The sequence below is a fragment of the Desulfovibrio sp. X2 genome (genome assembly GCF_000422205.1).
Taxonomy (GTDB): domain Bacteria; phylum Desulfobacterota; class Desulfovibrionia; order Desulfovibrionales; family Desulfovibrionaceae; genus Alkalidesulfovibrio.
This window is the reverse complement of the sequence record NZ_ATHV01000022.1, coordinates 78,561-104,217: the sequence shown is the minus strand read 5'-3', so window position 1 is coordinate 104,217 and position 25,657 is coordinate 78,561. Positions and strand designations below refer to the sequence as shown.

Genomic DNA, 25,657 nt, shown 5'->3' with positions numbered 1-25,657 from the left:
CCGCGCACTCGCGCCAAGGAGTCCCGATGTCCACGATTCTCTCCGCCTCCATCCTGGGCGTGGTCGAAGGGCTGACCGAGTTCCTGCCGGTCTCCAGCACCGGCCACCTCATCCTGACGAGTTCCCTGCTGGGACTTTCGGGCGCCAAGATCGACGCATTCGAGGTCATCATCCAACTCGGCGCCATCCTGGCCGTGGTGGTCATCTACTGGCAGCGCTTCCGGGGCCTCGTCCTGCCAGAGCGCGGACAGGCGTTCTCCGGCGTCCGCGGCCTCTGGCTGCTCTTCCTGACCTCGCTTCCGGCCTCGGTCATCGGCCTCCTGACCCACAAATTCATCGAGACGAAGCTCTTCAATCCGCACTCCGTGGCCATCTCCCTGGCTGTGGGCGCGGTGCTCATCCTCCTCGTCGAGGGGCGGAAGCACAAGCCGCGGCTCTTCCGGATAGACAACATGACCTCGGGCTTCGCCCTGGCCGTGGGCATGTTCCAGTGCCTGGCCCTGTGGCCCGGCTTCTCGCGCTCGGCCGCCACGATCATGGGCGGCATGATCTGCGGCGCCGACCGCATGGTGGCCGCCGAATACTCCTTCGTCGCCGCCGTGCCGATCATGATCGCGGCCACGGGCTACAAGCTCTACAAGACCTGGGCGCTCTACACCTCGTCCGACCTCGTCTTCCTGGCCGTCGGCTTCGTGGTCGCCTTCTTCGCCGCCTGGGCCGCGGTGAAATGCTTCATCGGGCTCCTGCAGCGCTGGACGCTTCGCCCCTTCGCCGTCTACCGCCTGATCCTGGCTCCGCTGGTGATCCTTTTCTGGCCTTCCTAGGAAATATGAAGCTTTTTCGAGAGGAACTTCGCCTTTTCGCGAAAATCTTGGCACCTGCCTCTTGCCAAGCATTTTGAATCCAGCTATGAAGCCTCTCCCGCGTGTGGCTAGGTAGCTCAGTTGGTTAGAGCATGCGGTTCATACCCGCAGTGTCGGGGGTTCAAGTCCCTCCCTAGCTACCACATGACGATACTCGGCGGACCGGCGACGGTCCGCCGTTTTCGTTCCCGCGGCGGGCAATTCGGCGGGACATGCTCCTTGCCATCCGGCCGCGCGGCATTATAGTAGATGGACAGCGCTCTTTGAACGCCTTGAGCGTCCTTGTGGGGGCGCACCGGTTTCGACGGGGACAGTCGAGGCCGGAGTTGCAGGCCGAGGCGCCGCTGGCCTCGTTAAAAGCGGCACCTGAAATAGTCGCCAACGACTACGATTACGCCCTGGCTGCTTAGTTGCGGTCACGTTGAAACGGTGGACGCCAGATAACCCGTTTCGGCGCAAAAAAACATCTGACTAGCTCAACGAGTCGGTCCGTTGCCCGGAGAGCGAAACAACAGACGGTCTAGGTTTCCTGGTTGCCGTGAGTGGGGGCGTTCCAGGGAATGACGACAAAACCCAATCTAAGCCTGTAGATGCTCCGTCCAAGCGTTCTCGGACGCGGGTTCAATTCCCGCCGCCTCCACCATTTCAACTTCCGCATGGATTTCGGCACCCTCGCGAAGGGAGCCAATACAAGAAGCCCACGGGTTTAAACCCGTGGGCTTCTTGTATTGTTTGGGGCTCTGGGGAGCCCGGAGCACACGAAGAACGAGCTCGATACTTGCGCAGCAGCCGATCAGCGGCATGTCCAGTGGCTCCCCTCCCCTCTTCTCCTTGCCGATCCATGCCCTGGTTCCGCCGGAGAGGCCCCTCATCAAACTGCCGCATTTTGTCGATGCCCTTGCGCTGCTCGGCATGAAATGAACGCATTCTTGACTGTAGAGGGAGCCAATGGTACCTCCCCCAACCGAATGATTGATGAAGCAATCAGTATTAATTGATTGATTAATCAATTAAAACGAGCGCACGGGACGACATGTGTCTACGCCCTCCGGCGGGTGCGGCAATGCGCAAACTGAACAAAGGAAGGACCGGATCTCGCACATGGAACACCTGAAACTCGTCGCGGCGCTCGCGCCCATCGTCTGGCTCATCTTTTCCCTCGTCGTCTTGAAGCTCCCCGCCTACCGCACCTGCGCGGCCACCCTGCTGGGCACCCTGGTCCTGGCCGTGTTCGGCTGGTGGCACATGCCCATGGCCGATGCCGGACTCGCCGCCGTCGAGGGCGGCGCGCTGGCCCTGTGGCCGATCATGATCGTCATCGTGGCCGCGGTCTTCACCTATGACCTGGCCAAGCATACCGGGAGCATGGACATCATCACCCGCATGCTCTCGAACATCACCACGGACAAACGCCTGTTGGTGCTCATCGTGGCCTGGGGCTTCGGCGGCTTCCTCGAGGGCGTGGCCGGCTACGGCACGGCCGTGGCCATCCCGGCCAGCATCCTGGCGGCCATGGGCTTCGACCCGATCTTCGCCGCCGTGATCTGCCTCGTGGCCAACACGGTGCCCACGGCCTTCGGCGCCATCGGCATTCCCATCGTCACCATGGCCAACGTGACCGGCCTGCCCGTTGCCCTGCTCAGCTACTACACCGCCGTGCAGCTCTTCGGCTTCATCATCCTCATCACCTTCCTTCTCGTCATCCTCACTGCGGGCTTCAAGGGCCTGAAGGGCGTGTTCGGCGCCACGCTGGTCTCCGGCCTGGCCTTCGCCCTGCCCCAGCTCTACACCGCCAAGTACATGGGCGCCGAGCTGCCCTGCCTCATCGGCAGCGTGTGCAGCATGCTGGCCACCATCGTCTGGGCCCGCCTCTTCCACCGCGAGTCCGCGGCCGAAGAGACCGATCCCCTGCCCGCGCACGTGAAGTTCAAGGCCTGGCTGCCCTACATCCTGGTCTTCGCCTTCATCATCCTGTGCAGCAACCTCTTCCCGGTCGTCCAGCACGCCCTGGGCGCGGTCAAGACCTCCGTGGTCATCTACGGGGACAAGCCCTACACCTTCAAGTGGCTGGCCACTCCCGGCGCTCTCATTCTCATCGCCACCTACCTGGGCGGCATGATCCAGGGCGTCTCCTTCGGCGAGATCAGCGGCGTCCTCTGGAAGACCATGCGCAAGCTCACCTACTCCACGGTGACCGTGGTCTCCATCGTGGCCCTGGCCAAGGTCATGGCCACCAGCGGCATGATCAACACCATCGCCGTGGCCGTGGCCGACGCCACCAAGGGCTACTTCCCGCTCATCTCCCCCCTGCTCGGCGCGCTCGGCACCTTCGTGACCGGCAGCGACACCTCCTCCAACGTCCTCTTCGGACAGCTCCAGATGGAGGTCGCGCAGCGCATCAGCATGAACCAGTCCTGGATCGTGGCCGCCTCCGCCGCCGGAGCCACCGCGGGCAAGATGATCTCTCCGCAGTCCATCGCCGTGGCCACTGCGGCCACGGGACTCACGGGCTCCGAGGGCAAGATCATGAACCGCACCATCGCGGTCTGCGTCTGCTACGTGCTGGTGCTGGGCACCCTGGTCTACGCGGCCATGCCGTACCTGAACCTGCTCTAGCAGCGGACGAAGCCATACCTGCCCGAAACGAAGGGGAGCGGCCGCGCGGCCGCTCCCCTTTTTTCATGCGTTCAGCCTTCAGAAGAGGCGGAAAGACTGGAAGGAAAAGGCTCAGGCCCGTTGCTCGGCCACCTGGCGCAGGCTGGCGCGCACCACGAAGAGGCCGCCCAGGAGCATGGCCGAAAGGACCGGGGATTCGCGCAGGGCGAAGGCCAGGACGAAGGCCGCGAAGGTCGCGAAGAGCATGTACCGGTCCCAAGGCTCGCTCGCGCCGCGCTTTACGCTTTCCATGTCCAGCAGCGCTGCCGGGCGCATGAGGTAGGTCACGCCCGCGGTCATGAGGATGATCACGAAAAAGCCCGCGCCGCGGATGTCTGCCATGAGATGCGGCAGACCGGGCGTGCCGCCGAACAGTCCGAGCGCCCCCAGAACGATGGAGAGGTTCATGCCGAGCAGGATCCGGTCGAGCAGCACCTTGCGCCAGAGAAGAACCGTGATGCAGGCCAAGGCGCACAAAGCGCCCAGGCTGTAGGGAAGTATCCAGCCGTCCGGCTCGAGGGTTTCCGGAAGGCGCCAGGTCAGGGCGAAGACGGCCAGGGGAAGCAGTTCGAGCAGGGTCCTGAGCCAGTGGTACACGGGGAACGCTCCTCTTATCGTATCGCTCGACGGCCTTCGGGCCCGGGCGGGGTTCCGCCAACGTCCCCTCGGTCCGGCAAGGGAGGCACCGGGTTCCTCCGATGTCCGCCTTTTTTCGAGGTAGCACAGGGGCAGTCAGGGCACAATGCGCCCGGCAGGCCAGCCGTCCGGCGGGAGCTCCTCCGCCGAGGAGGCGAAAAAAAGGCCGGGGGTTGTGCAACCTCCGGCCTTCACAGGCGAACGCTTTATCGGGATAGTGGGACCGCACGAGTGCGTTGCGGCCAGGCCGCTCGTCCCACGGGCCTCCCGGCGCGGGCAGGAATTCCTACCAGCGGTTGGGACGGCCGCCGCCGGTACGCGGCTTCTCCTCGGCCTGGTTGACCTTCAGGGTCCGGCCGCCGAGGTTGGCGCCGTTCAGGGCCTGCATGGCAGCCTGGGCACCGGCCTCGTCCATCTCCACGAAACCGAAGCCACGGGGGCGGCCGGTCTCGCGGTCGTTGATGAGGTTCACGCTGATGACTTCGCCGTGGGCGGCGAAGAGATCGCGAATTTCATCGTTGGTGGCGGAGAAAGGCAGGTTACCGACGTAAAGTTTCTTCGACATGTACTTGAACTCCAATCTTTGGCATGTTCCGTTCTCATCACATTGGAGCCAAGCACCCGCTACGGTCCAGGATCAAACAAGAGTCATGCTCGTTCTAGGTTACCAGCAGCATATAAGCTATTTTTCAAAGAAGGCAAGCATATAAGGGAAAAAATTTCTAACGAGAAAACAAGCAGATAGGCTTCAAACCAAAAAAATCAAGCGCCACAAGTCAGCCTTTTCGGTGTTTTGGGGCCTTTTCCTCCCTTTTTTCACCCCTGTTTTGTCTTTTCCCCCACATCTGCTACACGGCTCCTCACTGCACAAACCGCGCGAAGGAGAGACCCTTCTGCCTTTAGCAGCACTGTCCGCACGCCCCGCACTGACGAACAATGGAGAACATGATGCACGACAGGGTCAGCCCCCCGAGCCAGGCTCCGAACATGTCCCCGACCATGTCACCGGAGGCGGCCGCGGCCTGGGAGAAGCGCTTCACCGCGGCCCTGGCCGAAGCCGCAGCCGCGGACCCCGCCCACGACATCCTGCACGTGCGCCGCGTCGTGCACACGGCCAAAGCGCTCTGCGCCGTCGAGTGCGGGCGTCTCGATGTCGTGCTCCCCGCGGCATGGCTGCATGACCTCGTCGCCGTGCCCAAGGACGATCCCCGCCGCTCGTCCGCGTCGCGCCTGTCAGCCGAGGCGGCGACGGGCTTCCTGCGCCAGGCCGGGTATCCGGCAGAGCTTCTTCCGGACATCGCCCACGCCATCGAGGCCCACAGCTTCAGCGCCCGCGTCACCGCGCGCACGCTCGAGGCCCGCATCGTCCAGGACGCCGACCGTCTGGACGGCCTGGGCGCCATAGGCATCGCGCGCTGCTTCGCCACCACCGGAGTCCTCGGCCGTCCGTTCTACAGCGAGGACGACCCCTTCTGCGAGACGCGCCCCCCGGACGACGGGCTCTACGCCGTCGACCACTTCTACACCAAGCTCTTCCGCACCGCCGAGACGCTCACGACCGAGGCCGGGCGGGCCGAAGGACGCCTGCGCGCCGAGGAGATGCGCCGCTATCTGTCCGCGCTGGCGCGCGAGCTGGGCTGAGGGAGCCGAGGGACTTGGTTACTCAAGGCAGAATACTCTTTATCCAAAATTCTTGACAATCAAACTGTCAAGAGTAGAAGGAATCCAGCACCGACTTCCGGAGAGAAAAACACATGCACCTGGATTCCCTGTTTCTCGTGGCCCTGCAAAGCTCCCTGGCCCTCGGCCTGGTGCACGGCGTGAACCCGTGCGGCCATTCCTGGGTGGTTCTGGCGCCCTTCGTGGCCTGCGAGCGCAGCGGCAGGCGCGTGGCCTGGCTCACGGCCGCCTTCTCCGGCGGCACTGCCGTGGCCTGCCTGCTCATCGGCCTGACGCTCGGCGCAGTGGCGGGCGGCCTGCCGCCCCATTTCCGGCAAATCATGGACCTCGCGACAGCGGTCATCCTGGTGGCCATCGGCGCCGTCCTGCTCGTGCGGCCCACGCTGCTCCATTCGCACGACCACTGCGAGCCGCACGCCTGCGCCACGGACGACCACGACCACGAGGACCATCACGACCATGATCACGATCATGAACATCATCACGGACACCATCACCACCACGAGCACGGCCTGGACGCCTTCAAGCAGCGCCTGGCGCGCTTCGGCGCGCTCGGGCTGTTCACCGTGGGGCTCGTGAACATGATCGTGCCCTGCCCCACCGTGGCCATCATGTATTCCTACGCCCTGAAGTCCGGCGACCCGCTGCGCGCCACCCTTGTCTTCGCGGCCTACGCCCTGGGCACCGCGCTCGCGCTGGCCGGGGTCATCTGGGCCCTGCACAGCATGGCCCGCTTCGCCCGCAACCTGGACAGGCCCTGGATCGAGCCGCTGATCATGCGCGTCGTGGGCCTGGTCACCGTGGCCTTCGGCATCTATTCCTATCTGGGAGAATATACAGTATGAGCGCCGCCATGAACGACGCCGACCGGCTCACCCATCTCATCGTGGAGTTCTACGAGAAGCTGTCCTCCTGGGAGCACTGCGTGGTGCGCGGCAAGGGGCTGACCCTGCCCCAGATGCACACCATCGAGATCCTGGGCGCGCACGGCCCCATGCGCATGAAGGAGCTGGCCGAGAAGATGGGCGTGACCACCGGCACCCTGACCATGCAGGTGGACCGCCTGGAGTCGCGGGGACTTGCGCGGCGCATGCCGCACGAGCGCGACCGCCGCTCCTGGCTCGTGGAGCTGAGCGAGAAGGGACGCAGCTATTTCGAGGAGCACGACAAGCTCCACCAGCGCCTGACACTGGAACTCACCGAGGCGTTGTCGAACGAGGAGCGCGCCGCCGTGCTCTCTGCCCTGGAGAAGATGAACAAGCGCTTCTGACGGTAAGGCTCGGCTGGGGGATCGCCCCACGCGAAAGGGCCCGGCCCGTCCATGAAATCGCATGGCCGGGCCGGGCCCTTTCGTTCGCGGCGGCCCCGCGCTGCTGGAAGGGAGCTAGAACTTCGGCTCTTCCTCGCGCACGATCTGGATGGCCGCGTTGCTCTTCACCTTGCCCGGGCTGACGTGGAACTTGCGCACGCCCTCCACCTCGGCTTCGAGCAGGTCGTCGTCGTCCGTGTCCAGGAGCAGGATGTCGCCCTCCTCCAGGTTCAGGAGCTGGCGCCCGGTGATGCTGGTGCGGCCGAGGCGCACGATCATCTCCACGAAGATCTGCAGCATCTGCTCGCGGAAGCGGTTGTGCCAGGCGTGGTCCACTTCCAGGCGCTCGGACTGGAAGGAGGCGTGCAGCTTGGAGCGGATGGGCTCGAGCATGGCGTAGGGCAGGCAGCAGATGAGGGAGCCGATGGCGTTCTCGAGCTCCACCTCGTAGGTGATGACCATGACCACGTCCGAGGGCGGCACGATGGCCGCGAACTGCGGGTTGACCTCGGAGCGGACGAGCTCGATGTGCACCTCGTGCACGGGGTTCCAGGCCTCTTCCATGTTCGAGAGGCAGATCTTGACCACGCGGTCGATGAGCCCCTGCTCGATGGCCGTGAAGTCGCGGCCCTCCACCTTGGGCTGGCCGCCGGAACCGCCCAGGAAGTTTTCCACCAGGGAGAAGACCAGACGCGAGTCCACGATGAGCAGGCCGTTGCCGCGCAGCGGATCCATCTTGAATATGTTGATGCTCGTGGGCACGGGCAGCGAACGCATGAAGTCGCCGAACTTGGACATGTCGAGCGAGATGGGGTTCACGTCCACCCGCTTGCGCATGGCCGTGACCATGGAGTTGGTGAAAAGCCGCGCGAAGCGGTCGTTGACGATCTCCATGACCGGCATGCGGCCACGGATGATGCGGTCCTGGTTGGACAGGTCGAAGCTGACGACCCCGGAATCCTCTTCCGGTACGTCCGTCTCCGTCTCGACCTCGCCGCCCGTCAACCCCCTGAGCAGCGCGTCGACTTCGTCCTGCTGAAGAATCTTGCCCATGTATTCGGCTCCAGGCGGCTTTGGCGACCGCCGATTCGGTCGAGTAGCACGATTCGCAAGCGGCGAAAAGGCCACACGTCCACCAATCCACGGACGGCCTATCAAGAATCGTTCCAGGCAGAAATGACCGCCCCGGCGCGAAAAATGCGGACATGAGGCGACCGGGGCACGCCGCGAGCGACGGGAAACCGACGCCCACGGGGGGACGGCGAAGGCCCGGTGACGCGCTGAATAAGGAAGGCGCCGGTGGGAGGAACGCAGGCGCGCGGGCCTTGCGCCTTGACTTCCCCTTCTGCTTCCTCCAATAGTTGCGTTTTCCGTTCGTCACGGGGTCGGATTTTTCCGGCCATCCTTATCATATGGAGGCGTTTCGCATCCCATGAGCGACTACAAGACCACCTTGTGCCTGCCCAAGACCGATTTCCCGATGAAGGCCAACCTCAAGCAGAAGGAGCCGGAGACCCTGGCCTTCTGGGAGAAGGAAGACGTGTACGCACGCATGGTCGCGGCCAACGAGGGCCGCGAGCGCTACGTGCTGCACGACGGCCCCCCTTACGCCAACGGGCACATTCACATGGGCACGGCCATGAACAAGGTGCTCAAGGACATCATCGTCAAGTCGCGCAACATGATGGGGCTGAAGGCAGAGTACGTGCCCGGCTGGGACTGCCACGGCCTGCCCATCGAGCACAAGGTGGCCCAGGAGCTGAAGGAAAAGGGCAAGACCGACGTCCCGCCCCTGACGGTGCGTCGCATCTGCCGCGACTACGCGCGCAAGTGGCTGGACACGCAGCGCAAGGAGTTCAAGCGGCTCGGCGTCTTCGGCGTCTGGGACAAGCCCTACATGACCATGGACCCGCTCTACGAGTCCACCACGGCCCGTGAACTCGGCAACTTCGCCAAGACCGGCTCCCTCGTGCGGGGCAAGAAGCCCATTTACTGGTGCCTGGACTGCGAGACCGCCCTGGCCGAGGCCGAGGTGGAGTACGGCGACCACACCTCGCCCTCCATCTTCGTGCGCTTCCCCATGCCCGATCCTCGCCTGGCCGAGGTCTTCCCCGGCGCCGATCCGAAGAACGCCTACGTGGTCATCTGGACCACCACGCCCTGGACCCTGCCCGGCAACATGGCCGTGGCCGCCCATCCCGAATTCGACTACGTGCTGGTCGAGGCCGCGGGCGGCCAGTACGTGCTGGCCAAGGCGCTGCTCGAGAGCTGCGCCGCCATCTTCGGCTGGAAGGACTACCGCGTCCTCGGCGAGACGACCGGCAAGGCCCTGGAGGGGCTGAAGGCCCGCCATCCCTTCATCGACCGCGAGTCGGCCCTGGTCCTGGCCGACTACGTGACCCTGGAGCAGGGCTCGGGCCTCGTGCACACCGCGCCGGGCCACGGCCGCGAGGACTACGAGACCGGCGTGCGCTACGGCCTGGAGGTGCTCTCGCCCCTGGACGACAAGGGCCGCTTCCTGCCCGTGGTCGAGCATTTCGCCGGGATGACCGTGTTCGAGGCCAACCCCAAGGTCATCGAGCTGCTGAAGTCCCTCGGCCACCTGCTGGCGCAGAAGAGCATCGCCCATTCTTACCCGCACTGCTGGCGCTGCAAGCAGCCGGTCATCTTCCGCGCCACCACGCAGTGGTTCATCTCCATGGAGAAGAATGACCTGCGCAAGAAGGCGCTGACAGAGATCATGAACTCCGTGCGCTGGATCCCTTCCTGGGGCCGCGAGCGCATCTACTCCATGATCGAGAACCGCCCTGACTGGTGCATCTCGCGCCAGCGCAACTGGGGCGTGCCCATCGTGGCGCTCATCTGCAAGGACTGCGACACGGCCTACACCGATCCGGAGTGGATCTACTCCGTGGTGGACCGCTTCGCCACGCACGAGCGCGGCTGCGACTACTGGTTCGAGGCCCCGCTCGAGGAGGTGGTGCCCGCCGGACTCACCTGCCCGCACTGCGGCGGCGCGCATTGGGAGAAGGAGGACGACATCCTGGACGTCTGGTTCGACTCCGGCACCTCGTTCGCCGCCGTGGTCGAAAAGCGCGAGGAATGCCGCTATCCGGCAGACCTCTACCTGGAAGGCACCGACCAGCACCGCGGCTGGTTCCACAGTTCGCTGCTGGCCAGCGTGGGCACGCGCGGCCAGGCGCCCTACAAGTCAGTCCTGACCCACGGCTACGTGGTGGACGGCGACGGCCGCAAGATGTCCAAGTCGCTGGGCAACGTAATCGCGCCACAGGAGATCATCGACAAGAACGGCGCGGAGATCCTGCGCATGTGGGTCTCGGCGGTGAACTACCAGGACGACGTGCGCATCTCCGACGACATCCTCTCGCGCCTGGTGGACGGCTACCGCCGCGTGCGCAACACCTGCCGCTTCCTGCTCGGCAACCTGGCGGACTTCGCCCCGGACGCGGCCGTGCCCTTCAAGGACATGCTGCCCCTCGACCGCTACGCCATGGACATGGTGGCCCGGGCCCACGACCGCATCCGCGAGGCCTACGAGAGCTTCCAGTTCCACAAGGTCTTCCATACCCTGCTGGACCTCTGCGTCTCGGACCTCTCGGCCTTCTACCTCGACATCACCAAGGACCGCCTCTACACCGCGGGCAAGGACAGCCTCGCCCGCCGTTCGGCCCAGACCGTGCTCTGGCGCACGCTCTCCATGCTCATGTGCGACATGGCCCCGATCCTCTCCTTCACGGCCGAGGAGGTCTTCCGCCATCTGCCCGAGGCGCTGAAGCCGGGCGGGATCACGGTCTTCGAGCAGCGCTTCGAGATGGACGCCGCCGAACGCATGGACGCGGACGAGCGCGCCCGCTTCGAGTCCTTCATCGCCCTGCGCGAGGAGGTCAACCGGGCCATCGAGCCCCTGCGCAAGGCGGGCGACATCGGCCACTCCCTGGACACCGCGGTGACGCTCCACGTGCCCTCGGCCACGGCCGAGGCCCTTGCCGCGAGCGGCCTGGACCTGCGCGAGTTCCTGATCGTCTCCGAGGCCGCGGTGAGCGACGCTCCGGCTCCGGAGGGCACCTTCAGGAGCCCCGAGGCCCCGGAAGGCGTTTCCGTGACCGTGGCCAAGGCGTCCGGCGAGAAGTGCGAGCGCTGCTGGACCTACAGCACGGAGCTCGGCACGAATCCCGAACATCCGCACATCTGCCCGCGCTGCACCGGCGTGCTCCGCTAGGCGGGACGGCCGGGAAACGCCGCGCATGCAGCGACGCTACGCCTTCGTCCTCGGCCTCGCCGCCGTCGTTCTTGCCGCCGACCAGGCGAGCAAGGCGGCCGTGCGCGCCCACATCGGCGCCTTCGAGCGGATCCCGGTGATTCCGGGATTCCTTGACCTCGTCAACGTGGGCAACCGCGGCGCGGCCTTCGGCTTCCTGAACCGCGCCGACTGGTCGTGGCCGAGCCTCGTCTTCGCCGGCGTGAGCCTCGTGGCGCTCGGCGTCATCCTCTGGCTGGTCAAGAGCGCCCGCGACCGGGTGAGCCTCGCGGCCCTGGCCCTGATCATGGGCGGGGCCGTGGGCAACCTCGTGGACCGGCTGCGCTTCGGCTTCGTCGTGGACTTCATCGACGCCTACGTCGGGGAGCTTCACTGGCCCGCCTTCAACGTCGCGGACTCGGCCATCTGCGTGGGCGCGGTCCTGCTCGCCTGGCGGATGCTCGGGCACGGGGCGCGGGACTGAACATGCGGCCTGTCACGTTGTGGTTGTTTGCGGATCGAGGCGCCCTTGCCTCTTGCCCTTGGGGCGAAAAGGCATTACCCCACTCGTCAGGCCCGTTACAGGGCCTTGCGGCAGGCGAGAGCCCCCTTCGGCCGACACCGCGAACGCTGCGCGACGCGGTCCCGGGCTCCCGGTGATGCGGCCGGACGGATCACGCCTGTACGAGCGCACAGCAGGAACGGACAACTGATGACCATACTCGGCCTTACCTTCTCGACCAATGTCTGGGGCGTCGTGCTCGGCGTCCTGGCCCTCTTCGTGCTCATGACCTGGTGGGCCATTCGCGATGCATTCGCGCGCGACTTCGACTCCACCAACGAAAAGATGTTCTGGGTCCAGATCTGCACGATCATCCCCTTCCTGGGGGTGCTCGCCTACGTCGGCATCGGCCGGAAACGCGGGAGGAAAGCGTCATGAGGGCACTTTCTCAGACGACTCTGAAGACGACCAAGAAGGCGGCCGTGGCCGCTCTCGCCATAGGACTTCTGGCCGCCTCCGGCTGCGCCAGCAAATCGCAGGTGGACTCGCTGCAGGCCCAGGTCGCCACGCAGAACCAGCGCATCGACGACCTGCGCGACAAGGTCCAGGAGATGGAGAGCCAGGTCAACGCGGTCAACGATATCCGCAACACCCAGGCCAACATGTACGCCGAGGTCGAGCAGATCAAGTCCCGGCTGGCATCGGTGCAGGGCGACGTGAAGACCATCGGCGTGCAGGGCAGCCCCAAGGACATGCAGGCCAGCCTAGACCAGCTGAAGCAGCAGGTCGAGTCGATCCGCAGCGCCCTGACCAGCCAGCTCGCCCTGGACATCGAGGATGACGGCACCGTGACCGCGGCGCCCGCTGCCGGAGCCGCCACGGGCGGCGCGGCGGCCCAGGCCGAGGCCAAGCCCGTGCCCACCACGCCCGAGGCCCAGGCCAAGGCGCTCTACGAAAAGGGGCTCGACCTCTTCAAGCAGCGCGACTACCCCAAGGCGCAGTCCATGTGGGCCGAGTTCGTGGACACCTATCCCAAGAACTCCCTGGTGCCCAACGCGCTGTTCTGGCAGGGCGAGTCCTTCTTCCAGATGCAGGACTACTCGCGCGCCGTCCTGGCCTACCAGGAAGTCATCACCAAGTACCCCAAGAGCCCCAAGTACCCCGCCTCCCTGCTCAAGCAGGGGCTGTCCTTCTACAAGCTGGGCAACAAGAAGGCCGGCACCCTGGTGCTCCAGGACCTCATCAAGCAGTTCCCCAAGTCCGCGGAAGCCAAGCGGGCCCAGGGACTCATCGACGAGAACAAGTAGCGGAGGCGGACCGGCCGACCGGCCGACGCCCCGCATCGGATCAGCCATGGACAAGACATACCGCAAGATCATCTATCTGGCCTTCCCTCCCGGACGCTCCAGCCAACCCCTGGTCTGCAACCTGGCGCGCAACTACGACCTGACCTTCAACATCCTGAAGGCCCAGATCAATCCCCGCCAGGAGGGCTTCATGACCCTCGAGATTTCGGGCAGCGAGGAAAGCTTCCGCCAGGGCACGGACTACCTGAAGGAGCAGGGAGTGCGCGTCACTCCCGTGGCCCAGAAGATATCCCGCGACGAGGATTCCTGCATGCACTGCGGGCTGTGCACTTCCCTGTGCACCACTGGCGCGCTGTGCGTGGACAAGGGGAGCCGCCGCGTGCTCTTCGACGCCGAGAGATGCTCCGCCTGCGGCATGTGCGTGAAGGTCTGTCCGGTCAAGGCCATGGACGTGGATCTCGAAAACGGCATCCTGCAATAGCACGAGCCAGGGAGGCGCGGCATGGCGGACGAAAAGAGGACGTTCTCACGCATAGAGACGGCGCTCAAGGTCTACATGCGCCGCGTCGGACCGGACGCCGGCTTCCCTGTCGGCTTCGACTGCCCCGGCTGCGAGATCAAGAGCGACCTCGACGAGGTCAAGCATTCCGGCCTCCCCCCGGCTCTCAGCGACTTCCTCATCGAACTCGACCGCAAGCTCGACATCCTCATCAGCCTCAGCTCCCGGAAGATGATCCAGGAAGACTATCCCCTGCAGGGGCAGGTGGTGGAGATCAGCGGCGCGGGCGTTCTCTGCCGCATCGCCGAGCCCTTCCGTTCCGACGACCATCTCGAGATGATCCTGGTCCTCTCCTCCTTCCCCCTGGCCCTGGCCGGCGTCGTGGGCCGAGTGGTCCGCAAGGAGACCGAGGACGCGGCCGGAATCCCGGTCTGGGCCGTGGAGTTCGTCAAGGTGCGCGACGCCGATCTCGAGCAGATAGTGCAGTTCGTGTTCAAGGAGCAGCGGGCCCGCATCCGCGAGCAGAAATGGAGCTGAACCCCGAACCACTGGCAGGATCATGAACGAGAACGAGAAATTCATCGCCTCCCTCCTGGACAAGGTCTCCGACCGCATCGCCAGCGACCTGCGGCAGTCCGTGGCCGTCTCCGTCGAAAAAGAGATGCAGAAGAACATCAGCCGCATGCTGGTGGAGGGCGAGTTCTTCCGCCACCTTTCCGGCGAACTGCAGGACGGGCTCAGGCTGATCTACCGCGAGATCAACACCGCCACCAAGAACGACGGCGGAGAGGAGGCCGAGCCGCCCCTCTCGCGCGAGCGCACGGGCCAGCTGCTGCTCGAGACCTCGGACCAGCTCGATCAGATCCTGCAGACCACGGAACAGGCCGCGGTGCAGATAATGGACATCGTGGAGAAGCACATGGACCGCCAGGCCGAGGTGGCCGAGAAGCTGCGCCGCCTGCAGGACGGCGGGGCCGCGGGCGAAAGCGGCGACCTCTCCGATCTGCTGGTCATGAACGAGGAGCTGGGCACGGACCTGATGACCATCATGACCGCCCTCTCCTTCCAGGATCTCACGGGCCAGCGCATCAAGCGGGTCATCGGCGCGGTCAAGCAGATCGAGCGCATCACCTTCGAGCTGTTCATGGGCGCGGGCCTCAAGATCAAGGCCAAGGAACAGTTCCCGGAAAAGGATCTCGACACCATCGAGGCCGAAGCCAGGCAGCGCGTCTCCGAGCTCAAGGGCCCCCAGAAGGAGGCCAGCCAGGGCGACGTGGACGACCTGCTCTCCCAGCTCGGCATGGACTAGCAGCCGTTTTCCGCGCCACGCGAAAGGCCCGGGAGCAGAACGCTCCCGGGCCTTTCGCTTTTTCGCCCGGTCGTGTGGACAGGTCGCATCAAACGAACGCGGGCTTCAGCGCCGCAAAAGAAAGAGCTGCGCGAGGCCCAGAAAGAAGAAGAAGCCGAGGGAGTCGGTCAGCATGGTCAGGAAGATGGTCGAGGCCTGGGCCGGGTCGCGCCCCAGCTGCTTGAGCAGGAGCGGGATGCCCGATCCGGCCAGGGAGCCCACGAGCATGTCCAGGAGCATGGCTCCGGCCATGACCGAGGCGAGCACGCCCTTGGACGTGATCAGGTAGACGGCCAGGAGCACGAAGCAGGAGACGAGGAGGCCGTTGGCCAAGCCGATCTTGAGTTCGCGCATCATGGCGTACCAGCGCTTCTTGGGGTCGATCTTCTCCACGGCCATCTGGCGGATCATGACCGCCAGGGCCTGCTGCCCGGTGTTGCCCGCCTGGTTGGCGACCATGGGCATGAGCACGGCCAGGATGGCCATCTGGGCTATGGAGCCCTCGAAGAGATGGACCACGTAGGCCGAGACGGCGGAGTTCAGCATGTTGACCATGAGCCAGGGCAGCCGTTTGGCGATGGAATACGTCCAGGGGCTGTCCACGGATTCGTCGGCCGCGGCGCCGACCATGCGCTGCATGTCCTCGGTGGCCTCCTCGTGGATGATGTCGATGACGTCGTCGTGCGTCACCGCGCCGAGGAGCCTGTCGTCGTAATCGACCACCGGGATGGCGAGAAAGTTGTAGTGCGAGATGAGCCGCGCGACCTCCTCGCGGTCAACGTCGAAGGTCACGGAGACGAGCACCTGCCCCCTGGCGAGGTCCATGAGCATCTCGCCCGGAGGGGCCAGAAGCAGGTCGCGCATGGACAGGACGCCCGTCAGCAGTTCCTCGCCGTCCACGAGGTAGGCGTAGTACGGGACCTCCTTGTCCTTGATCTCGCTGCGGATGACCTGGATGGCCTGGTCCGCGGTCAACCGTTCGTCCAGAATGACGATCTCGGTGTTCATGGCCCCGCCCGCGGTATCCGGGGCGTAGACCATGAGCCTGCGGATCTCGGCCGCATCGGCCGTGTCCACGCGGGCGAGGAGCTCCTGCGCCTCGTCCTTGCCGAGCTCCTCGAGCACGTCCGCGGCGTCGTCCGGGGCCATCTCTCCGAGCAGGGAGGCGGCCTGGGCGGGCTCGAGGCGGCGCATGAGCTCGCTGCGCTCGAAGCGCTCCATCTCGGCCACGGAGTCCGCGGCGTCCTCGGGCGGCAGGGAGCCGATCAGGCGGAGCTGGTCCTCGAACTCGAGACTCTCCAGGCGCGAGGCCACGTCGGCCGGGTGCTCCTCGTCGAAGCGCGAGGCGTTCTGGGAGAGCTCGGGCGAGGTCTCGGGCTCGCCCGGTCCCTCCGGTGAGCCGGAAGTCGGGCTGCGCTGCTCGAGGCGGTCATTTTCTGGCATGGCGTTGCAGGTATCTCAATTATGGGGCGGCGTCAAAACGCCCGCCACACGTCGATTTTCCGGGCCTCGCCGGAACTTCGCGGCAGGCTGAGTGTGTCGAACTGCTCTTTGTCTGGCGAGGAAAATCTGCTACATATCCTTCCCATGTCACAAACTCTTTTCGATTCCTTCTTTCAGGGGAAGCCCCGGGACTTTCTGCTGCGCGCCGTGTCCACGGCCTTGGAGGAAGACGGCCCGGATCTGACGAGCCTGGCGCTCTTCGCGCAGGGCGAGCGGCTGGTCGCGGAGGGCGTGGCCAAGGAGCGCCTCGTGATCGCCGGGCTGCCTGTCATCCCCCTCGTCCTGGCCGCGCTTGCCGACGCCGCACCCGAGGACTTCGATCTGCGCATGGCCGTGCACGACGGCGACGAGGTCGAGCCCGGCACGCGGCTCTTTCTGCTCGAAGGCCCTGCCGCGCCGCTCCTCAAGGCCGAGCGAATCATCCTGAACTTCCTCTGCCACTTGAGCGGCATCGCCACGCTGACGAAACACTATGCCGCACAGCTCAAAGGTTCACGCACGCGGCTCCTGGACACGCGAAAGACCCTGCCCGGGCTTCGCCATGCCGAGAAGTACGCCGTGCGCGTGGGCGGCGGCCTGAACCACCGCATGGACCTGGCCGAAATGCTCATGCTCAAGGACACCCATCTCGACCGCGCCGGAAGCATCACCGGGGCCGTGGCGATGCTGCGCGCCGCCTATTCCCCCTGCCCGCCCATCGAGGTGGAATGCCGGACCCTTGACGAGGTGCGCGAGGCAGTCGCCTGCGAGGCGCAACGCATCATGCTGGACAACATGGACATGCCGACAATGGCCGAGGCGCTCGGTCTCGTGCCTTCGGGAATCGAGACCGAGATCAGCGGCGGCGTGTCCTTCGATCGCCTGGGCGAACTGGCGACGCTCGGCGCCGACTTCGTGTCGGTGGGCCGTCTCACCCACTCCGCCCCCACCGCCGACATCAGCCTGCGCGTCGTGCGCGGCAAAGCGAAACACGAGGATCCCGCATCATGAACACCGATTCCACCGCTTCCACGGAGCCGACGGCCGCGGAGGCCATCGCCACCATCAAGGACGTGCTGGGCCGCCGCCTGGTGATCATGGCCCACCACTACCAGCGCGACGAGATCGTCGCGCACGCGGACGTCGTGGGCGACTCCCTGGAACTGGCCAGGCGCATCCCCGAGCTCAAGGCGGAGTACATCGTCTTCTGCGGCGTCTACTTCATGGCCGAGACAGCAGCCATCCTGGCGCGCGACTTCCAGAAGGTGCGCCTGCCCGACCTCGACGCGGACTGCATCATGGCCGCCATGGCGCCTGCGGGCCGGGTCGAGTCCGTGCTCAAGCGCCTCGCCTCCACCGGCCGCACCATCGTCCCCCTGGCCTACGTGAACTCCTCCGCCGCCGTGAAGGCCGTGGTCGGGGCCATGGGAGGCGCGGTCTGCACCTCGGCCAACGCGGGCACCATGATGCGCTGGGCGCTCGAGCGCGGCGACGCGGTCTGCTTCCTGCCGGACAAGAACCTGGCCTGGAACACGGCTGACGCCCTGGGAATGCCCGAGGCCGAGCGCCTGATCCTCGACGTGCGCGGCGACGGCGGCAAGGTGGACATGGCCGCGGCCGACAAGGCCAAGCTCCTGATCTGGCCCGGCATGTGCGCCATCCACCACCGCATGAAGCCCGAACACATGGAGGCCGCGCGCGCGGCCACGCCCGGCGCGCTGATCGTGGTCCACCCCGAATGCCGTCCCGAGGTCGTGCGCATGGCCGACGCCAGCGGCTCCACGCGGAGCATCATCGATTTCTGCGAGAAGGCGCCCGAGGGTGCGACCGTCTATGTAGGCACGGAGATCAATCTCGTGCGCCGCCTGGCCGTGAAGTACGCGGGCAGGAAGAACATCGTGCCGCTCATCGAAAGCGCCTGCGAGAACATGGGCAAGATCACCGAGGACAAGCTCAGGCACTGTCTGGAGAAGGTCATCTCCGAATGCCGCGTGTCCGTGCCGCCCGAGCTGGCCGCTCCGGCCAAGCTCTCGGTCGAACGCATGCTGGAGGCCTGCAAGTGAGCGCCGCCCTGACCACCCCGGTCCTGATCATCGGCTCCGGCATCGCCGGGGCCACGTGCGCGCTGCAGCTCGCGGACCAGGGCTTCGAGGTCACCCTGCTCACGGCCGCGGACAGCATCTCCATGAACAACACCGCCCTGGCGCAGGGCGGCATCATCTACAAGGGCGGCGACGACGACGCCAAGGACCTCGTACGCGACGTGCTCGTGGCCGGCTGGCGGCACAACTACGTCCGCGCCGTGCAGCACCTGGCCCGCAAGGGGCCGGAGGCCGTGGAAAAGGTGCTCATGGACCGGGTCGACGTGCCCTTCGACCGCACTCCGGGCGGCGAGCTCTCCCTGACGCGCGAGGGCGGCCACTCGCGGCCGCGCATCGCCCACTGCGCCGACTTCACGGGCAAGGCCATCATGGACAGCCTGGCCGCCGCGGTGCTCGCCTCGCCCAACATCAGGATCCTCACCAACCGCACGGCCATCGACCTTCTGACCACGCACCACCACAGCTGCCATCTGGACTACCGCTACTCGCTCGAGAACCAGTGCGTGGGCGCCTACGTCTACAACGGAGACAACGGCCACGTGGAGACGCTGCTGGCCGACGTCACGGTGCTGGCCACGGGCGGAGTCGGCCAGATCTACCTGCACACCACCAACACCAAGGACTCCATCGGCTCGGGCCTGGCCATGGCCTACCGCGCGGGCGCCTGGACCATGAACAGCGAGTTCGTGCAGTTCCACCCCACGGCGCTCTACCAGAAGTCCAAGCAGCGCTTCCTGGTCTCCGAGGCGGTGCGCGGCGAGGGAGCGAAGCTGCTGAACGCCGAGGGAGAGGCCTTCATGCCGCGCTACGACGCCCGGGCGGACCTCGCGCCGCGCGACATCGTCACCCGGGCGATCATGTCCGAGATGCTGCGCTCGGGCGAGCCCTGCGTCTTCCTGGACGTGGCCAACCACGTTTCCCTGGACCTGCCCAAGCGCTTCCCCACCATCCACAAGCGCTGCATGGAGGCGGGCATCGACATGACGCGCCAGCCCATCCCGGTGGTGCCGGCAGCGCACTACTTCTGCGGCGGCGTGCTGACCGACGACCGCGGACGCACCACGCTCAAGCGCCTCTACGCCGTGGGCGAATGCGCCTGCACGGGCATCCACGGCGCCAACCGCCTGGCCAGCACTTCCCTGCTCGAAGGCCTGCTCTGGGGCTACGAGGCGGGACACGAGATCGCCCGCGCCCTGCACAAGAAGACCTTTCTGCAGCCCAAGCTCCTGGCCTCCATACCCGACTGGGAGACCCCGGGCACGACGCACGACGAGGACCCGGCGCTGATCATGCAGGACTGGGCCGCACTGCGCCACACCATGTGGAACTACGTGGGCATCTCCCGCTCCACGGCGCGCCTGAAGCGGGCCATGTCAGACATCAACAACCAGTACCACCAGGTCCAGAAGTTCTACCGCGAGACGCCCATCACCAAGGAGCTCGTGGACCTCTTTCACGGCTGCCAGACGGCCTACATCATCACCAGCTCGGCCCTGCGCAACACGCGCACCTCCGGCTGCCACCACAGGGTGGACTAGAAAGGACGCAGGATGCTCCTGACCGCAGTCAGCCTGACCAAGATCGTGGCGAGCCTCGACTTCCGCCTGGAGATACTCTTCTCCCTGGCCGGGGAACTCCTGCGGCGCGGCCACGAGGCCGCTGGCAGGGAAGTCCTGGACAGCGCGCAGCGCCTGCTCCTCTTTGCCGAGAGCCAGCGCTCGCGCATCGTCGATTCCCTGGGCGGCTGGGCGCTCAAGAAGCCCACGGGCCAGATCAGCGCGGGCTGGGTGAACCTCGACCTCTCCGAAGAACTGGCCCGCATGCGCGACAGCAAGCGGTTCGCGGAATTCCACGCACGATACTGCGGTGCCTCGCCAGGGCGCACCCTGCAGACGCCCTCGTCCGGCTCCCCGTTCGACGGCGCGGCGCTGTCCGCGGAACTCGAGCAGGCGCTGCACGCGCGCGGAGCGACGGGCCTGCGCCTGGGCCGGGCCGCCGAGGTTGCGAGCTCGTGCGCCCTGTCCGCATGCGCGCACGGGGATTTCGCGCTCTGCCTGCGCGCCCTCGTGGCCCTTCTCGGGGTCTTCGACGAGATGACCTGGGAGCGTGAGGACGACCCGCACCTCTCGGAGAGCGTCGGCCTGTGCCTGGCCGAATACGTGATCGCGGCCTCGGTGGCGGAAGGCACGCCCCCCGCCCCGTAAACCGCCCCCCCCCGTCGCCGTTCTCTCCCCTTCTCTCGTCAACGGACAAGCATCAGCTCTTCAGGCGCCGCGTCCAGGCCACGAGCGCTTGGAGCAGCTCCGCGATCTTCTGCCGCGTCTTTTCGTCGATCACCACGCCGTTCGCGTCGATCTTCTCCTGGGCGAAAGGCACCATGACCTCCGGGCGATTCAGGGGATGCATGTTCAGGAAGACGCAGCTCTGGCGCAGGTGATACTGGGCTCGGGCCGTGCCGAGCATGCCTGACGAAGCTCCCATGATCGCCAGAGGCTTGTCGTCCAGGGCATTGTCGCCGTAGGGACGCGAGGCGGCGTCCAGGGCGTTCTTGAGGACGCCGGGCATGGAGTAGTTGTACTCCGGGGTCACGATCAACAGGGCGTCCGCGGCACGGACGGCCGCCTTGAACTCCGTGACCTTGGGGACCGGATCGTTCTCCTTGTCCGCGTTGAAGGGCGGGATGCCCTCGAGATCGAAAGTCGTCAGGTCCGCCTCGGACGGAAGCAGCTCGTGCGCCGCCCGCAAGAGCGCACGGTTGAACGATTCCCGGCGCAGGCTGCCGGCAAAGCCGAGGATGGATATCTGCTGCGACATGTTCCTTCTCCTTGGGGACCGTTTCCGGCCGCCATGTCTGTTTCCCCGCCGGATCCGTCGCGGACGAAGGGTCCGTGCGCCCGACGGAGGGGATAAATCCATGTTGCTGCTTAGCCGAGCTCACAGCACTCCGCAAGTGTGATGCACGCCGGAGAACCCGAGGCAAGAGGCGGACGAAAAGACGAAAGGCCGGAGGATGCTCGATCCTCCGGCCTTTCGCCGCATATATCCGGATTCCCGGTCGACTACACGTCGCCGTCGGGATTGGGCTTCTTGCGCTCCGTCTTCTTCTGCGCGATCTCCGCCTCGCGCTCGAAGGAGCGGGGGTCGAAGGCCAGCAGCACGGGGCTGGCGACGTAGATCGAGGAGTAGGTGCCGAAGAAGACGCCGATGAGCATGGCCAGCGAGAAGTCGTGGATCACACCGCCGCCGAAGAAGAACAGGCAGATGATGACGAGCATCGTGGTGCCCGAGGTCAGCAGCGTGCGCGACAGGGTCTGGTTGACGCTGACGTTCAGCGTCTCTGCGAAGGTCGGCGCGCTCTTGGCCAGGATGTTCTCGCGGATGCGGTCGTAAACGATGATCGTGTCGTTCAGCGAGTAGCCGATGATCGTCAGGACGGCGGCCACGACCGTGAGGTCGAACTCCTTGTCCAGGATCGAGAATATGCCCACGACCATGATCACGTCGTGCATCAGCGAGATGACCGCGCCAAGCGCGTAGTTCAGCCGAAGCTTCCAGCACAGGAGCATGGTGATGATCAGGGCGGCGATGATCAGGCCGGCCGTGGGCACGCCCACGAGCTTCAGCACGTAGATGCCGCCGGCCAAACAGGCGGCCATGATGGCCGCGGCCATCCAGCGCTGCTCGAAACGTCCCGAGATGTAGATGGCGATGAGCAGCGTGGCGTAGAACATGGCCTCCAGGGCCTTGGAGCGGAGGTCGGAGCCCACCTTGGGGCCGACGCTCTCCAGGCGCTGGATCTCGTAGGGGTTGCCGGCGAGATTGGCCTCGAGGCCCTTCTCGAGATCGGCGCGGACCTGTTCGGTGGGCGTGTCCGAATTTGAAAGACGGACCAGATACTCATGCTCGCTCTGCTGGCCGAAACGCTGCGCCATGGCCCCTTCGAGGCCGGAGGTGGACAGGGCCTTGTTCAGGGCGCCGAGGTCGACGTCCTTTTCGAACTTGACCTGGACGATGATGCCGCCCGCGAAGTCGATGCCGTAGCGCGGCCCGCCCTTGATGGCCAGGGAGAGAAACGACAGCAGGATCAGCGTGCCGGAGAGAATGAAGGCCCAACGGCGCTTGCCGATGAAGTCGAAGTGCGTGTCGGGCTTGACGATGTGCAGTCCCATGAGCGGCCTCCCTTAGATGCTCAGCTTGGCGGGCGCGGGGCTGCGCTCGGTCATGAGGTCGAAGAGTACGTGGGAGACGAAGATGGCCGTGAACATGGACGCGACGATGCCGAGGATGAGCGTCACGGCGAAGCCACGGATGGGGCCGGTACCGAACTGGTACAGCACGATGCCGGCGAAGACCGTGGTCAGGTTGGCGTCCATGATGGTGATCGTGGCGCGGTTGTATCCCTCGGCGATGGCTGCGCGGGGCGTGAGCCCTTTTCGCAGGTCCTCTCGTATACGCTCGTAGATGAGCACGTTGGCGTCCACGGCCATGCCTATGGTCAGAATGATGCCCGCTATGCCGGGCAGGGTCAGGGTCGCTCCGAAGAGCGCCAAGCCCGCCAGGATGAGGACGATATTCAGAATGAGCACGGCATCGGCGATGATGCCGGAGAGCCCGTAGTAGACGGCCATGAAGAGGACCACCGCGGCGAAGCCGATGATGGCCGCGTTCACGCCCGCGTCGATGGACTCCTGGCCGAGGGAGGGACCGACGGTGCGCTGCTCGAGCACCTTGACCGGAGCAGGCAGGGCGCCGGCGCGCAGCACCAGGGCCAGGTCATGCGCCTGGTCTACGCTGAAGGAGCCGGTGATCTGGGCGCGGCCGCCGCTGATGCGGTCCTGGATCACGGGAGCGGAGTAGACCTTGCCGTCAAGCACGATGGCCAGACGCTTGCCCACGTTCTCGCCGGTCACCCGCTCGAAGAGCTTGGCGCCGCGCGCGTCGAAGGTCATGGTCACGTAGGGCTGGTTCCAGGTGTCGAAGGCCGTGCCCGCGTCCACGATGGACTGGCCCGTGAGCGCCGCCTCGGAGTGGACCACGATGGGCCGCTCCATGTAGGTGCCGTCCGGATTCTTGGTGCGCATCATCATCACTTCGCGGCCCGGGGGCAAAATGCCCTTCTCGGCCTTCTGGATGTCGACGGAATCGTCGACCAGACGGAACTCCAGGTGGGCTGTCTGGCGGATGATGGCGATGGCGCGCTCGGGGTCGTTCAGGCCCGGGAGCTGCACCTGGATGCGGTTGCCTTCCTGCTTGCGGATGTCCGGTTCGGCCACGCCGAACTGGTCGATGCGGTTGCGGATGGTCTTCACCGCCTGATCCACGGTCATGCCCGCGAGATATTTGACATAGGAGGGCTTGAAGTTGGCGACGTAGTCGATGCGGCCGTCAGGTCCCGGCTTGCGGTCGGTGACCACGAGGTTGGGGAACTTCTTGCTCAGAAGCTCGTCCAGATCCGTGCGCTGGTCGGCACGCAGCAGGCTGAAGGTCAGCTTGTGGCCGGGCAGGACCTCGGGACGGAGCACGGCGATCTTGTCGTCGCGCGACTCGTCGCGGACCTCGCTGCCCATCTGGGCCAGCTGGTTGTCGAGCGCGGTGTCCACGTCCGCTTCCAGCGTGAGGTGGATGCCGCCCTTGAGGTCCAGACCGAGATTGATCTGGTCGCTCGGCAGGATCTTGCCGAGGGGCGAGTTGCGCACCGCGGGGAAGGACGGCAGCATATATGCCAGTCCGAGCAGCGTGACGACGGCGATCAGGCCGATGCGCAGGCCTAGACTCAATTTCATGACCGCTCCTTTGTTCCGAAAGTGGAAGCCCTGTAGCAGTCCACAAAAACAAAGGCAAGCGCCGGGGGCTTCCGCGGCGCTTGCCCTGCAAGGATTTTGGACTTTCCGGGGGCTACTTCTTGCCCTTGGCCTCGGAGGCCTCGGCCGGACCGGAGACGAAGTTGCGGTTGACCTTGATGGACAGGTTGTCCGCGATCTCCACGGTCAGGGTGTCGCCCTCGGTCTCGGTGATGCGGCCGTAGATGCCGCCGCCGGTGAGAACGTAGTCGCCTTTCTTCAGGCCCGCGAGGAATTCCTTGTGCTGCTTGGCCTTCTTCTGCTGGGGACGGATGAGCAGAAAGTAGAAGATGGCGAACATGAGGATAAGGGGGAGAAGAGACATGATAGGATTGCCTCCTCCCTGTCCGCCCTGCGGAGCGGCGCCCATGGCGTACGCAGCGCTTTCGAAGAACATCGTTGCTTTCTCCTCGTTCGGGTTAGCTGGGACAGTACATGTTGCCGTAAGGCCTGTGCGAGAACGGGCTAACCTTGTAGAAACGTTCCGACAGGATCAGTTCCGGCGTCTCGTCGAACTCACGGGCGAAGGCCGCGACATTGCAGGTGATCACCTCCATGTCGGCGTCCTCGCACGGAACACACTTGAGCTTGGGCCCAAGCTGCTCGGGAGGGACCTCCCCGCGCACGTATATCAGGCCGCCGTGCATGCCCGTGCCGAGCGATCGGCCACAGATGGGGGCATACGTCTTGTCGGAGAACATGCCAAGCAAAATGATGGCGCCGCCGGCCATGTATTCGCCCAGAAAGTCGCCGGCCTTGCCGCCGATGACGATGACCGGGCTCTTTTCCAGGTAGGCCTTCATGTGGATGCCCACGCGGTAGCCGACGTCGTTGCGCACGAAGATGTGGCCGCCGCGCATGCCGTAGCCGAGCACGTCGCCGGCCAGGCCGTTGATGACGATGCGGCCCTCGTCCATGGTGTTGCCCACGCCGTCCTGGGCGTTGCCCTCCACGCGGAGGCGCGGGCCGCGCATGAACGCGCCCATGTCCTGGCCCGGAGTGCCGTGGACCACGAAGGAAAGATCGCCGGTGAGACCGGTGGCGATGTAGCGCTGGCCCTTGACTCCGGTGAGCACGAACTCGGTGACACCGTCGGCCACGGCCTGGCGGATCTGCTCGTTCAGTTCGCGGTAGTAGATGCCGGTCGTGTCGATCTTCAGGGATTTGCCAGCCACC

General features: G+C 65.5%; 25 protein-coding genes, 1 tRNA gene and 1 other RNA gene. 18 read left to right on the top strand and 9 right to left on the bottom strand.

Annotated elements, in window-relative coordinates; all coding sequences use genetic code 11:
- The first annotated feature begins 26 nt into the window (after positions 1-26).
- The 4 genes from DSX2_RS08945 (at position 27) to DSX2_RS08935 (ending at position 3,479) form a co-directional block, all read left to right on the top strand.
- Positions 27-824 (top strand): undecaprenyl-diphosphate phosphatase, encoded by a 798-nt coding sequence (locus DSX2_RS08945; RefSeq protein WP_020879853.1) that lies wholly within the window; start codon positions 27-29, stop codon positions 822-824.
- 105 nt (positions 825-929) lie between these two features.
- Positions 930-1,006 (top strand) — tRNA-Met (locus DSX2_RS08940).
- A 143-nt stretch (positions 1,007-1,149) separates the two neighbouring features.
- Positions 1,150-1,506, top strand: a transfer-messenger RNA (tmRNA) gene (ssrA, locus tag DSX2_RS18040).
- Positions 1,507-1,964: 458 nt separating this feature from the next.
- Positions 1,965-3,479, top strand: coding sequence for an L-lactate permease (locus DSX2_RS08935; protein WP_020879852.1), 1,515 nt, complete (start codon positions 1,965-1,967; stop codon positions 3,477-3,479).
- Positions 3,480-3,590: 111 nt separating this feature from the next.
- Here DSX2_RS08935 and DSX2_RS08930 read toward each other — a convergent pair whose 3' ends face one another.
- Both DSX2_RS08930 and DSX2_RS08925 read right to left on the bottom strand, forming a co-directional pair.
- The gene (locus DSX2_RS08930) at positions 3,591-4,115 is read right to left on the bottom strand and encodes a hypothetical protein (protein ID WP_020879851.1); all 525 of its coding nucleotides are present in this window, start codon (positions 4,113-4,115) and stop codon (positions 3,591-3,593) included.
- Between the two features lie 325 nt (positions 4,116-4,440).
- Positions 4,441-4,719, bottom strand: coding sequence for an RNA-binding protein (locus tag DSX2_RS08925; protein ID WP_020879850.1), 279 nt, complete (start codon positions 4,717-4,719; stop codon positions 4,441-4,443).
- A gap of 380 nt (positions 4,720-5,099) precedes the next feature.
- Between DSX2_RS08925 and DSX2_RS08920 the strand changes: the two genes are divergently transcribed.
- From DSX2_RS08920 to DSX2_RS08910, 3 genes are all read left to right on the top strand, one after another.
- Positions 5,100-5,795, top strand: a complete 696-nt coding sequence (locus tag DSX2_RS08920) for an HD domain-containing protein (RefSeq protein WP_035041547.1) — start codon at positions 5,100-5,102, stop codon at positions 5,793-5,795.
- A 113-nt stretch (positions 5,796-5,908) separates the two neighbouring features.
- Positions 5,909-6,679: a sulfite exporter TauE/SafE family protein gene (locus DSX2_RS08915; RefSeq protein ID WP_020879848.1), complete on the top strand. Its 771-nt coding sequence runs from the start codon at positions 5,909-5,911 to the stop codon at positions 6,677-6,679.
- Between the two features lie 8 nt (positions 6,680-6,687).
- Positions 6,688-7,104, top strand: a complete 417-nt coding sequence (locus DSX2_RS08910; protein ID WP_035041545.1) for a MarR family winged helix-turn-helix transcriptional regulator — start codon at positions 6,688-6,690, stop codon at positions 7,102-7,104.
- A 114-nt stretch (positions 7,105-7,218) separates the two neighbouring features.
- Here the strand turns inward: DSX2_RS08910 and fliM are convergent, their stop codons facing one another.
- A complete protein-coding gene (fliM, locus tag DSX2_RS08905) occupies positions 7,219-8,196 on the bottom strand; it encodes a flagellar motor switch protein FliM (protein ID WP_020879846.1) in 978 nt (325 codons plus the stop codon).
- Positions 8,197-8,575: 379 nt separating this feature from the next.
- On the opposite strand from fliM, the gene ileS reads away from it, so the two are divergent.
- From ileS to DSX2_RS08870, 7 genes are all read left to right on the top strand, one after another.
- Entirely contained in the window at positions 8,576-11,383 is a 2,808-nt protein-coding gene (ileS, locus tag DSX2_RS08900; protein WP_020879845.1) for an isoleucine--tRNA ligase, read from the top strand.
- A gap of 25 nt (positions 11,384-11,408) precedes the next feature.
- Entirely contained in the window at positions 11,409-11,885 is a 477-nt protein-coding gene (gene lspA / locus DSX2_RS08895) for a signal peptidase II (RefSeq protein ID WP_020879844.1), read from the top strand.
- 228 nt (positions 11,886-12,113) lie between these two features.
- Positions 12,114-12,341, top strand: a complete 228-nt coding sequence (locus DSX2_RS08890) for a PLDc N-terminal domain-containing protein (protein ID WP_020879843.1) — start codon at positions 12,114-12,116, stop codon at positions 12,339-12,341.
- Positions 12,338-13,210, top strand: a complete 873-nt coding sequence (ybgF, locus tag DSX2_RS08885) for a tol-pal system protein YbgF (RefSeq protein WP_020879842.1) — start codon at positions 12,338-12,340, stop codon at positions 13,208-13,210. The genes DSX2_RS08890 and ybgF overlap by 4 nt, the downstream gene beginning before the upstream one ends.
- 46 nt (positions 13,211-13,256) lie before the next feature.
- Positions 13,257-13,691: an NIL domain-containing protein gene (locus DSX2_RS08880; RefSeq protein WP_020879841.1), complete on the top strand. Its 435-nt coding sequence runs from the start codon at positions 13,257-13,259 to the stop codon at positions 13,689-13,691.
- A gap of 21 nt (positions 13,692-13,712) precedes the next feature.
- The gene (locus DSX2_RS08875; RefSeq protein WP_020879840.1) at positions 13,713-14,246 is read left to right on the top strand and encodes a PilZ domain-containing protein; all 534 of its coding nucleotides are present in this window, start codon (positions 13,713-13,715) and stop codon (positions 14,244-14,246) included.
- Positions 14,247-14,268: 22 nt separating this feature from the next.
- Complete coding sequence (locus DSX2_RS08870) at positions 14,269-15,018, top strand: protein phosphatase CheZ (protein WP_020879839.1); 750 nt, start codon at positions 14,269-14,271, stop codon at positions 15,016-15,018.
- A 105-nt stretch (positions 15,019-15,123) separates the two neighbouring features.
- Here DSX2_RS08870 and mgtE read toward each other — a convergent pair whose 3' ends face one another.
- The gene (gene mgtE / locus DSX2_RS08865) at positions 15,124-16,500 is read right to left on the bottom strand and encodes a magnesium transporter (protein WP_020879838.1); all 1,377 of its coding nucleotides are present in this window, start codon (positions 16,498-16,500) and stop codon (positions 15,124-15,126) included.
- Positions 16,501-16,644: 144 nt separating this feature from the next.
- Here mgtE and nadC point away from each other — a divergent pair, with 144 nt between their 5' ends.
- Genes nadC through DSX2_RS08845 form a run of 4 tightly spaced genes read left to right on the top strand, consistent with a single transcriptional unit; the run spans position 16,645 to position 20,845 of the window.
- The gene (nadC, locus tag DSX2_RS08860) at positions 16,645-17,550 is read left to right on the top strand and encodes a carboxylating nicotinate-nucleotide diphosphorylase (protein WP_020879837.1); all 906 of its coding nucleotides are present in this window, start codon (positions 16,645-16,647) and stop codon (positions 17,548-17,550) included.
- Positions 17,547-18,602, top strand: coding sequence for a quinolinate synthase NadA (gene nadA / locus DSX2_RS08855; RefSeq protein WP_020879836.1), 1,056 nt, complete (start codon positions 17,547-17,549; stop codon positions 18,600-18,602). The genes nadC and nadA overlap by 4 nt, the downstream gene beginning before the upstream one ends.
- Positions 18,599-20,179, top strand: coding sequence for an L-aspartate oxidase (gene nadB / locus DSX2_RS08850; RefSeq protein ID WP_020879835.1), 1,581 nt, complete (start codon positions 18,599-18,601; stop codon positions 20,177-20,179). Before nadA ends, nadB begins: the two co-directional genes overlap by 4 nt.
- Before the next feature lie 12 nt (positions 20,180-20,191).
- The gene (locus DSX2_RS08845) at positions 20,192-20,845 is read left to right on the top strand and encodes a hypothetical protein (RefSeq protein WP_020879834.1); all 654 of its coding nucleotides are present in this window, start codon (positions 20,192-20,194) and stop codon (positions 20,843-20,845) included.
- A 52-nt stretch (positions 20,846-20,897) separates the two neighbouring features.
- On the opposite strand, the gene DSX2_RS08840 is transcribed toward DSX2_RS08845, so the two are convergent.
- From DSX2_RS08840 to DSX2_RS08820, 5 genes are all read right to left on the bottom strand, one after another.
- Positions 20,898-21,455: an NADPH-dependent FMN reductase gene (locus DSX2_RS08840; protein ID WP_020879833.1), complete on the bottom strand. Its 558-nt coding sequence runs from the start codon at positions 21,453-21,455 to the stop codon at positions 20,898-20,900.
- Positions 21,456-21,700: 245 nt separating this feature from the next.
- Positions 21,701-22,810, bottom strand: coding sequence for a protein translocase subunit SecF (secF, locus tag DSX2_RS08835; RefSeq protein ID WP_020879832.1), 1,110 nt, complete (start codon positions 22,808-22,810; stop codon positions 21,701-21,703).
- Positions 22,811-22,822: 12 nt separating this feature from the next.
- The gene (gene secD, locus DSX2_RS08830; protein ID WP_020879831.1) at positions 22,823-24,424 is read right to left on the bottom strand and encodes a protein translocase subunit SecD; all 1,602 of its coding nucleotides are present in this window, start codon (positions 24,422-24,424) and stop codon (positions 22,823-22,825) included.
- A 112-nt stretch (positions 24,425-24,536) separates the two neighbouring features.
- A complete protein-coding gene (yajC, locus tag DSX2_RS08825) occupies positions 24,537-24,878 on the bottom strand; it encodes a preprotein translocase subunit YajC (RefSeq protein ID WP_020879830.1) in 342 nt (113 codons plus the stop codon).
- 22 nt (positions 24,879-24,900) lie between these two features.
- Entirely contained in the window at positions 24,901-25,656 is a 756-nt protein-coding gene (locus DSX2_RS08820) for a glutamate synthase (protein ID WP_020879829.1), read from the bottom strand.
- Position 25,657: the final 1 nt, after the last annotated feature.